This window comes from Sphingomonas sp. (assembly GCF_042091075.1).
In the GTDB taxonomy this organism is placed as follows: domain Bacteria; phylum Pseudomonadota; class Alphaproteobacteria; order Sphingomonadales; family Sphingomonadaceae; genus Sphingomonas.
In genome coordinates this window covers 1-9810 of sequence record NZ_JBELIE010000123.1, presented here as the reverse complement: position 1 = coordinate 9810, position 9810 = coordinate 1, and the positions used below count along the sequence as shown (strand labels likewise).

The following is a 9810-nucleotide window of genomic DNA, read 5'->3' as shown; positions in this document are numbered from 1 at the left end:
CGCGGGTGCCGCGATCGACGTCGCCGATGAACAGGATCATCGGCTGCGAATCCTGATGGGCGACATGGACGCCGATCGACGCATTGGTGGCGCCGGGGCCACGTGTGACGAAGGCGACGCCGGGGCGCTGCGTCAGCGTGCCATCCGCGCAGGCCATGAAGGTGACGCCGCCCTCCTGCCGGCATGTCACCACGTCGATCGTTGGCGTGTCGTGCAACGCATCGAGCACCGCGAGGAAGCTCTCTCCGGGCACGGTGAAAATCCGGTCACAGCCTTGTGCGACGAGGTTGTCGACCAGGATCCGGCCGCCGGTGCGTTTGCTCTCCATATGCCGGGTGTAGCGGCGCGCATCGCGCTTGCGAAGGGGGCCCGACTGGTCGATCCTGTTTCGAAAGAACATGTTGGCACAGGAGTGGATGATGGCGGAATTGGCATTGGTGGCCGATGGGCTGCGCTTTCCCGAAGGCCCGGTCGCCCTGCCCGACGGCAGCATCGTGCTGGTCGAGATCGAGCCCGGGCGAATCACGCGCATCCACCCCGACGGCCGCCGTCAGCTGGTGGCGGAGCCGGGCGGCGGCCCCAACGGGCTGGCGATGGGCCCCGACGGGAAACTGTATTGCTGCAACAATGGCGGGTTCGACTGGCTGGAGAGCAACGGGCTGCTGGCCCCGCACGGGATCGCCGCCGATTACAGCGGCGGCCGGATCGAGCGCATCGATCTTGATACCGGCGCGGTCGAGGTGCTGTACCGGTCCGGGGATCATGGGGTCACGCTGCGCGGCCCCAACGATATCGTCTTCGATGCGCACGGCGGCTTCTGGTTCACCGATCATGGCAAGATCGATTATGCCGCGCGCTGCCACGATATCGTCGGCATCTTCTACGCCAAAACGGACGGCAGTTTCATCGAGGAAGTGATCTTCCCGTCGAACAATCCCAATGGCATCGGCCTGTCGCCCGACGGCAGCGTGCTTTATGCTGCGGAAACCTACACCTGCCGGCTGATGCGCTTCAACATCACCGCCCCTGGCAAGGTCGCCGGGGATGCGGGACCGGGCGGTCCGGGCATTCCGCTGTACCGCCCGGCGGGCTACAAATTCTTCGACTCGCTGGGGATGGAGGCGAACGGCAACATCTGCGTCGCGACGATCGGGGAGAGCGGGATCAGCGTCATTGCGCCGACGGGCGAACTGGTCGAGTTCGTGGCGACGCCGGATATCTTCACCACCAACATCTGCTTCGGCGGGGAGGATATGCGCGATGCGTACATCACCTTGTCCGGCACGGGCAAACTGGTGAAGACGCGCTGGGCGCGGCCGGGGTTGAGGCTGCGATACTGACGTTCGGGACGAGGCGACAAGGAACCTTCATGCGCGATACCGTGATCTTCGACTTTGGTGGCGTCATCACCTCGTCTCCCTTTGAGGCGTTCAACCGCATGGAGCGTGAGCGCGGCCTGCCGCATGACCTGATCCGTCGCATCAACGCGACCGATCCCGATACCAACGCCTGGGCGCGGTTCGAACGCGCCGAGATCGGTGCGGCCGGCTTCGACGAGGATTTCGCCGCAGAGGCGCGCGCGCTGGGGCATGAGTTGCGCGGCGAGGATGTGCTGGCGCTACTGTCGGGGGATATCCGCCCGCGCATGGTGCACGCGCTCGACTGGCTGAAGCGCGAGGGATATCACATCGGCTGCATCACCAACAATGTGCCCGCGGGCGAGGGCGCGGGCATGTCGCGCACCGCCGACAAGGCACGGGCGGTGGCTGAGGTGCTGGCGCGTTTCGACCATGTCATCGAATCGAGCAAGGTCGGCATCCGCAAGCCCGATCCGCGCATCTATGCGATGATGTGCGAGACGCTGAACAAGCGACCGGATCAATGCGTGTATCTCGACGATCTGGGCATCAACTGCAAACCCGCCGCGGCGATGGGAATGATCGCGATCAAGGTGAACGGTGAGGGGCAGGCGCTCGACGATCTGTGTGCCGCGCTGGAGATCGAACCGGGGCATTTCTGATCAATCCTCCGTGGGCGAGGCTGGGGGGAGGATGGTCGACCGCGCTTGCCGCCGCCGCTTCGCGAGGATAGTCCTCGCCGCGATCAACGGAGAATGGTGCGGATGAACAAGCTTTACCCGGATGCGGCGGCGGCGCTGGACGGTTTGCTTCACGACGGCATGACGATCTGCGCCGGTGGGTTTGGTCTGTGCGGCATTCCCGAGCGGCTGATCGATGCGATCCAGGCGGCCGGGACGAAGGAGTTGACGATCGCCAGCAACAATGCGGGGATCGATAACGAGGGGCTCGGCAAGCTGCTGCGCTCGCGCCAGGTCAAGAAGATGATCTCGTCCTACGTCGGTGAGAACAAGGAGTTCGAGCGCCAGTATCTGTCGGGCGAGCTGGAGGTCGAATGCAGTCCGCAGGGCACGCTCGCCGAGCGGTGCCGCGCGGGCGGGGCGGGCATCCCCGGCTTCTACACCCGGACGGGGGTCGGCACGCAGGTCGCCGAGGGCAAGGAAGTGAAGGTCTTCGATGGCGAGGAATATATCCTCGAGCGCGGCATTCGCGCCGACCTGTCGATCATCAAGGGTTGGAAGGCGGACGAGAGCGGCAACCTGATCTTCCGCAAGACCGCGCGCAACTTCAACCAGCCGATGGCAACCGCGGGGCGGATCTGCGTCGCCGAGGTCGAGGAAGTGGTGCCGGTCGGCAGCCTTGACCCGGATGGCATCCACCTGCCCGGCATCTATGTGAAGCGGATGATCGTCGGGAGCCCCTATGACAAGAAGATCGAGTTCCGCACCGTGCGGCAGCGGGAGAACGTATGATGACCGCTGATATCAAGGGCTGGGATCGCAACCAGATGGCTGCGCGCGCCGCGAAGGAACTGCGCGACGGATATTATGTGAATCTGGGCATCGGCATCCCGACGCTGGTGGCGAACAACATCCCCGAGGGCATGACCGTGACGCTGCAGAGCGAGAACGGCATGCTCGGCATCGGCCCCTTTCCCTTCGAGGGTGAGGAGGACGCCGACCTGATCAACGCGGGCAAGCAGACGATCAGCGAACTGCCGCAGAGCGCCTATTTCGGCAGCGAGCAGAGCTTCGCGATGATCCGCGGCGGGCATATCGACCTGACCGTGCTGGGCGCGATGGAGGTGGCGGAGAACGGTGACATCGCCAACTGGATGATCCCCGGCAAAATGATCAAGGGGATGGGCGGCGCGATGGACCTGGTCGCGGGGGTCAAGAAGATCATCGTCGTGATGGAGCATACCAGCAAGAACGGCGATCCGAAGTTCCTCAAATCCTGTTCGCTGCCGCTGACCGGCAAGAACGTCGTCGACATGATCGTGACCGATCTGGCGGTGTTCCAGCGCCCCGATCATGACTCGCCCTTCCGCCTTATCGAGCTGGCGCCCGGCGTCACCGCCGAGGAAGTGCGGGCGAAAACGACCGCGGACTACGAAAGCTGACGCCGCATGGCCTATACGCTGATCACCGCGAACCGGAATTACTCGAGCTGGTCGTTGCGGCCGTGGCTGCTGATGCGCGCGCTGGGGATCGCCTTCGACGATCGGGTCGAGCCGTTCCTGTCGCTCGACAATCATGAACGCTTCCGCGCCTTTTCCCCCACCGGCCAGGTGCCGGTGCTGATCGATGGCGAGCGGACGGTGTGGGACTCGCTGGGGATCGCGCTCTATCTCGCGGAACGGCACGGCGGGGTCTGGCCCGATCAGGCGGAGGCGCGGGCCTGGGCGATGTGCGCGGTGACCGAGATGCACGGCGGCTTCGGTGCTTTGCGGCGTGAGCGTACGATGACGGTGGGGCAACGCATCCGCGCCCATCCCGCCACCCCCGCGCTGGAACGCGATGTGGCACGGCTGGTCCAGCTATGGGGCGAGGGGCTTTCGCGGTTCGGCGGCCCGTGGCTGGCGGGAGAGCGTTTCGGGGCGGTCGACGCCTTTTTCGCGCCCGTGGCGTTTCGGGTCAGGTCGTGGGGGATCGACGTCGGCGCGGCGGGCGCTGGCTGGGTGGCGACGATCCTCGATCACCCCGCCATGCGCGAATGGGAAGGTGCGGCGCTCGCGGAAACCTTCCGCGAGGACAGCCATGAGGCAGAGGTCATGGCCTACGGCGAGGTGATCGAGGACAGACGCGCATTGGCCTAGCGCGGTCCCGCCGCCCCGGCCTTATCGTTCCGCCGTCTCGGGCATGGCCAGCAGATAAAGCAGCAGCCCCGCCCCGGCGATCAGCGCGAGCACCAGGAAGGCGAGATCGTAACCCCCGGCGACGATCAGTCCGCCGGCCAGCGATGCGCTGATCGCGCCGCCGAGCCCCTGCACGGTCGCCACCGCGCCCTGTGCGACATTGAAGCGACCGCTGCCCCGCGTCAGCGCGGCGACTACTACCGGGAAGAGGGCGCCGAAAATGCCCGCACCGATGCCGTCGAGCAATTGCACCATCAACAGCCATGGCGCGGCGTCGGAGACGGTGTAGAGCACGCCGCGCGCGGCCAGCACCGCGAACCCGGCAAGGAAGATCGGCTTGTGCCCCCAGCGATCGGCGTGCCGTCCGACGATGATCGCGACCGGCACCATCACCAGTTGCGCGCCGACAATGCACGCCGCCAGCAGCGATGTCGCCACCCCGCCTCCGACACGATGCGCCAGCAACTGACCGACCGAGGGCAGCATCGCCGCGTTGGCGAGATGGAAGGTGAAGGCGGCCGCTGCGAAGATGGCCAGCCCGCGCGTGCCGCGCAGCACCTGCCACATCGACTGCGGGGTCGCGTCGCACGCATCCCCGTCAGCATTGTCGTCATCGCTGCGCAGCCCGCGCGCCCTATCGTGGTCGATGCGATCGGCGGGGATCGCCAGCGTCGCCGCGATGGATGCGGCCGCCAGTCCGCCCATCAGCCAGAACACCACCTGCGGCCCCAGTTTCCACGCCAGCACGCCGGCGAGCGCGGCGGACACCGCATTGCCCGCGTGATTGAACGCCTCGTTGCGGCCGATGCGCTTCGCGAAGGCGCGCGCGCCGACGATGCCAAGGGTGATGCCGGTAATCGCGGGCGCGAAGGCCGCCCCGGCGATCGCCGCCAACGCCTGCGTCGTCGCGACCAGCGTGAAGCCATGGACGAACGGCAACGCCACCGAGGCCAGCGTGACGATCAGCGCGGCGGCGATCAGCAACGCGCGCTTCGCCCGCAGCCGGTCGACCAGCGCGCCGGCGGGGGTGGTCGCCAACAGTCCGGCGAGCCCGGCGATCGTCATCACCGCACCAGCGGTCGCCTCGTTCCAGCCATGCGTGGGCCCGCGCGTCGCCACCAGATAGATCGCGAGATACGGCCCCAGGCCGTCGCGCACGTCGGCGAGGAAGAAGTTGACCCAGTCGAGTGCCCGATCGGCGCGGTCGCGATGGGCGGGCCGAACGGGGCGGGGCAGCGGCGGATGAGCAATCGAGGCCATGGCGTCGGTCTCCGCCGCGAGAGGATCGGTCGCCCCCCAAACGTCGGCCATTGCCAAAGGTGCCCGGCGTCCGGTCGCTCCTATCAGCGAGACCGCCCGTCGGAGCGCTTCGGTCAATATAATCGGTGTCTCACGCGCGAATCGGGCACGTCCGGGGTTTCGTTCGATACCACATCTGGGTTAACGCGGATGTATCATGTCGAACACCCCACGCACATTGTACGAAAAGGTCTGGGACGCGCATGTCGTCGAGCGGCGCGACGATGGTTCCTGCCTAATCTATATCGATCGTCACCTCGTCCACGAAGTGACCAGCCCGCAGGCGTTCGAGGGGCTGCGCGCCGCTGGCCGGCGGGTTCGCCGTCCGGACCTGACGCTGGCGGTGCCCGACCACAATCTGCCGACCACGCCGCGCGTCGATGCGGCGGGCAACGAACTGCCGATCGCGGACCGGGAAAGCGCGGAGCAGCTCGGCGCACTGCGCGCCAATGTCGCCGAATTCGGTGTTCCCTATATCGACGCGCTGTCGCCGAAACAGGGGATCGTCCATGTCGTCGGCCCTGAGCAGGGCTTCACGCTGCCCGGCACGACGATGGTGTGCGGCGACAGCCATACCTCGGCGCATGGCGCGCTGGGGGCGCTGGCGTTCGGGATCGGCACCAGCGAGGTCGAACATGTCCTCGCCACCCAGACGCTGATCCTCTCGCCCTCCAAGACGATGGAGGTGCGCGTCGACGGCACGCTCGGCCAGGGCGTCAGCGCCAAGGATGTCGTGCTGGCGATCATCGGCAGGATTGGCGCCGCGGGGGGCACCGGCCATGTGATCGAATTCACCGGCGACGTGATCCGCGCGCTGTCGGTGGAGGGGCGGCTGACGGTCGCCAACATGTCGATCGAGGGGGGCGCGCGCTCCGGCATGATCGCGCCCGACGATGTCACCTTCGCCTATCTGAAAGGGCGTCCGATGGCGCCCGAGGGCGCCGATTGGGACAAGGCGGTGGCGTGGTGGCGCACGCTGCCCAGCGACGCGGGCGCCCGCTATGACAAGCGCGTGGTGCTGGCTGCCAGCGATATCGCCCCGGTACTGACCTGGGGCACCAGCCCTGAGGACGTCGTGCCGATCACCGGGATCGTGCCGTCGCCCGACAGTTTCGCGGACCCGTCGAAGCGCGTCGCGGCGCAGAAGTCGCTTGATTACATGGGGCTGACGCCGGGCATGCGGATGCAGGACGTTAGCGTCCAGCATGTCTTCATCGGTAGCTGCACCAACAGCCGGATCGAGGATCTGCGTGCCGCGGCACAGGTGGCGAACGGCCGCCATGTCGCCGATGGGGTGCGTGCGATGGTGGTGCCCGGTTCGGGCCTGGTGAAGCGTCAGGCCGAGCAGGAGGGGCTCGATCGCATCTTCACCGCGGCGGGGTTCGAGTGGCGCGAGCCGGGTTGCTCGGCGTGCCTGGCGATGAACCCCGACAAGGTGCCCGCGGGGGAACGCTGCGCTTCGACCAGCAATCGCAACTTCGTCGGGCGGCAGGGGCCGGGTGCGCGGACGCATTTGCTCAGCCCTGCGATGGCGGCGGCGGCGGCGGTGACGGGGCGTCTCGCCGACGTGCGCGACCTGATCGTCTGATCTTAGGGGACGGTTGCAACCTATTGATATACAAGAAGACGTAGAAGAACCAGAACAGGCAGACAGGGAAGACGGCGATGAAGAAGGTGTTGGTGTTTCTGATCGCGGGATCGGTGCTGAGTGGGGTCGCGGCCTATGCGGCGATCGCCCGCCCCGCCATTCCGGCCAGCCGCCCGGCGCGCTGACGCGATGGAGGCGGTTCGCGAGGTAACGGGCACGGCCTATCCGTGGGGAGCGAAGAACATCGATACCGATGTCATCATTCCCGCACACTGGCTGAAGACGATCAAGCGCTCCGGGCTGGGGCGTGGGGCGTTCGAAACGGTTCGCGCGCAACCGGACAATATCTTCGACGATCCCCGCTACGCGGGAGCGCCGATCCTGATCGCCGGTGACAATTTCGGCTGTGGGTCGAGCCGCGAACATGCCGCCTGGGCGTTGGCGGATATGGGCATCCGCGCGGTGATCGCGCCCAGTTTCTCCGACATCTTCTCGGGCAATGCGTTCAAGAACGGGATCGTCCCGGTCGTGCTGCCGCAGGCGGCGGTCGACCGTCTGCTGGAGGTGGCGAAGGATCAGCCGGTGACGGTGGATCTGGAGACGATGACGGTAACCACCCCGTATCAGGACCGCTTCGCCTTCGAACTCGACCCGTTCCGCCGCCGGTGCCTGATGGAGGGGCTGGACGAAGTCGGCCTGACGCTGGCAAAGGATACCGCGATTTCGAAATTCGAGGAGCGGCTCGACGATGAGCGGCCCTGGATCAGGGGAGAGAGCGGTAATGAAGGGCTTGCTGTCGAGGGCGCCGGGCGGACCTGAAACTCTGGAAATTGGCGACCTGCCCGATCCGGTGGCGGGCGCGGGTGAGGTCGTGGTGGCGGTGAAGGCCTGCGCGGTCAACTATCCCGACGTGCTGGTGATCGAGGACAAATATCAGTTCAAGCCGCCGCGCCCGTTCGCCCCGGGCGGTGAATTCTCCGGCGTGGTGGACAGCGTGGGTGAGGGCGTGACCCGGTTCAAGGTCGGCGACCGCGTGATGGGCAACACCGGCATGGGCGGGATGGTGGAGCGCCTGGTCGCCCAGGCCGACAATCTCTACCCGATCCCCGACGAGCGATCGTTCGAGGAAGGTGCGTCGATGCTGCTGACCTATGGCACGACGATTCACGCGCTGGTCGACCGCGGCCATATCAAGGCGGGCGACAGCTTGCTGGTGCTGGGGGCGGCGGGCGGCGTCGGGCTGGCGGCGGTCGAGCTGGGCAAGGCGTTCGGCGCGCGTGTCGTCGGCGCGGTATCGAGCGAGGAAAAGGCACAGGCGGTGCGTGACGCAGGCGCCGACGATGTCATCATCTACGGTCGCGCGCCCTTTTCGAAGGACGAGTCGAAGGCGCTGGCGGATCAATTCAAGGACAAGGCCGGCAAGGACGGGTTTCAGCTGGTCTATGACGCGGTCGGTGGCGAATATGCCGAACCGGCGCTGCGCTCGATCGGCTGGGGGGGGCGATATCTGGTGGTGGGCTTCCCGGCCGGGATACCGAAGCTGCCGCTCAATCTGACGCTGCTGAAGAGCTGCGACGTTTGCGGTGTCTTCTGGGGCGCCTTCGCCGCGCGCGAACCGGAGAGAAATCGCGACAATATCCGCCAGTTGTTCGATCTTTGGCAACAGGGCAGGATCGCCCCGCGCGTGACCGAAGTGTTTCCGTTCGAGAAGGGCGGCGAGGCGATCGCCAAGATGGCGGCGCGCGGCGCGATCGGCAAACTGGTGGTGCGGGTGGCGGCCTAGGCCTTCGCGAACGGCGGCGGGGCCAGCCGCATGGCCGATCGCCGCACCGCGACACGTTGCGCCACGCCCCCCGCCGCTCTAAGCCCATCCGACAAGAAGATGGGAGCCGCCATGACCACGTTCGACGACCGGGAACGCGCTTTCGAAGCCAAATTCGCGCGGGACGAGGAAGTCGCGTTCCGCATCAACGCGCGCCGAAACCGTCTGACGGCGCAATGGGCGGCCGAGTTGATGAAGCTCACCCCCGCGGAGGCGGACGCCTATGCCAAGGCGGTGGTGCAGGCTGATTTCGAGGAAGCCGGGGATGAAGACGTCGTGCGCAAGCTGTTCGGCGATCTGACCGCCGCCGGGCTCGACGTGGACGAGGCGACGGTGCGCAGCGTGCTGGCCGAAAAGACCATCGAGGCGCGCCGCCAATTGATGCAGTCGGAGTAACGCGATGCCGATGGCGGGCGATGAAATCGCGACCCTGATCAAGGCCGGCATTCCCGATGCCGAGGTGGAAATGACCGATCTGGCGGGTGACGGCGATCACTGGTCGGCGCGGGTGACGGCGGCGTCGTTTGCCGGCCTGTCGCGGGTCAAACAGCATCAGGCGGTCTATGCCGCGCTGGGCGGACGGATGGGCGGCGTGCTCCACGCCTTGCAGTTGACCACTGCCGTCCCGAAGTAAGCGGCTGGATCCGAAAGGAAGTGACGACGATGACCGACGACGCTCAAGCCCGCATCGACGCGGTGGTGAAGAACAATCCGGTGGTGCTGTTCATGAAGGGCACCCCGCTGTTTCCGCAATGCGGGTTCTCCAGCCGCGCGGTGGCCATCCTCGAGCGGCTGGGCGCCGATTTCGAAAGCGTCGACGTGCTGCAGGACCAGGGCGTGCGTCAGGGGATCAAGGCCTATTCCGACTGGCCGACCATCCCGCAAT

Annotated in this window: 13 protein-coding genes; 11 read left to right on the top strand and 2 right to left on the bottom strand. The window is 66.6% G+C overall.

Annotated features, from left to right (window positions below):
• Positions 1-328, bottom strand: a 328-nt coding sequence (locus tag ACFDSW_RS12195; RefSeq protein ID WP_375250560.1) for a thiamine pyrophosphate-binding protein, incomplete at its 3' end; no start/stop codon positions are given.
• Between the two features lie 91 nt (positions 329-419).
• Between ACFDSW_RS12195 and ACFDSW_RS12190 the strand changes: the two genes are divergently transcribed.
• The 5 genes from ACFDSW_RS12190 to ACFDSW_RS12170 all read left to right on the top strand — a co-directional run bounded on the left by ACFDSW_RS12190 (position 420) and on the right by ACFDSW_RS12170 (position 4176).
• A complete protein-coding gene (locus ACFDSW_RS12190) occupies positions 420-1340 on the top strand; it encodes an SMP-30/gluconolactonase/LRE family protein (protein ID WP_375250562.1) in 921 nt (306 codons plus the stop codon).
• 29 nt (positions 1341-1369) lie between these two features.
• Positions 1370-2020 carry an HAD-IA family hydrolase gene (locus ACFDSW_RS12185; RefSeq protein ID WP_375250559.1) on the top strand — a complete coding sequence of 217 codons (651 nt, stop codon included), beginning with the start codon at positions 1370-1372 and terminating at the stop codon, positions 2018-2020.
• A gap of 102 nt (positions 2021-2122) precedes the next feature.
• A complete protein-coding gene (locus ACFDSW_RS12180) occupies positions 2123-2830 on the top strand; it encodes a CoA transferase subunit A (protein ID WP_375250558.1) in 708 nt (235 codons plus the stop codon).
• Positions 2830-3480: a CoA transferase subunit B gene (locus ACFDSW_RS12175; protein WP_375250561.1), complete on the top strand. Its 651-nt coding sequence runs from the start codon at positions 2830-2832 to the stop codon at positions 3478-3480. Before ACFDSW_RS12180 ends, ACFDSW_RS12175 begins: the two co-directional genes overlap by 1 nt.
• Positions 3481-3486: 6 nt before the next feature.
• The gene (locus tag ACFDSW_RS12170; protein WP_375250557.1) at positions 3487-4176 is read left to right on the top strand and encodes a glutathione S-transferase family protein; all 690 of its coding nucleotides are present in this window, start codon (positions 3487-3489) and stop codon (positions 4174-4176) included.
• Between the two features lie 21 nt (positions 4177-4197).
• Here the strand turns inward: ACFDSW_RS12170 and ACFDSW_RS12165 are convergent, their stop codons facing one another.
• Complete coding sequence (locus ACFDSW_RS12165) at positions 4198-5526, bottom strand: MFS transporter (protein ID WP_375250556.1); 1329 nt, start codon at positions 5524-5526, stop codon at positions 4198-4200.
• A 145-nt stretch (positions 5527-5671) separates the two neighbouring features.
• Here ACFDSW_RS12165 and leuC point away from each other — a divergent pair, with 145 nt between their 5' ends.
• The 6 genes from leuC to ACFDSW_RS12135 form a co-directional block, all read left to right on the top strand.
• Entirely contained in the window at positions 5672-7102 is a 1431-nt protein-coding gene (leuC, locus tag ACFDSW_RS12160) for a 3-isopropylmalate dehydratase large subunit (protein ID WP_375250555.1), read from the top strand.
• A gap of 189 nt (positions 7103-7291) precedes the next feature.
• Complete coding sequence (leuD, locus tag ACFDSW_RS12155) at positions 7292-7921, top strand: 3-isopropylmalate dehydratase small subunit (protein ID WP_375250554.1); 630 nt, start codon at positions 7292-7294, stop codon at positions 7919-7921.
• Positions 7884-8885, top strand: coding sequence for an NADPH:quinone oxidoreductase family protein (locus ACFDSW_RS12150; RefSeq protein WP_375250553.1), 1002 nt, complete (start codon positions 7884-7886; stop codon positions 8883-8885). The genes leuD and ACFDSW_RS12150 overlap by 38 nt, the downstream gene beginning before the upstream one ends.
• Before the next feature lie 111 nt (positions 8886-8996).
• A complete protein-coding gene (locus ACFDSW_RS12145) occupies positions 8997-9320 on the top strand; it encodes a DUF1476 domain-containing protein (RefSeq protein ID WP_375250552.1) in 324 nt (107 codons plus the stop codon).
• Positions 9321-9324: 4 nt separating this feature from the next.
• On the top strand, positions 9325-9558 hold the full coding sequence (locus tag ACFDSW_RS12140; RefSeq protein WP_375250551.1) for a BolA/IbaG family iron-sulfur metabolism protein: 234 nt from the start codon (positions 9325-9327) through the stop codon (positions 9556-9558).
• A gap of 29 nt (positions 9559-9587) precedes the next feature.
• Positions 9588-9810 (top strand): glutaredoxin family protein (locus ACFDSW_RS12135; protein ID WP_375250550.1); only part of this gene is annotated, 223 nt, incomplete at its 3' end.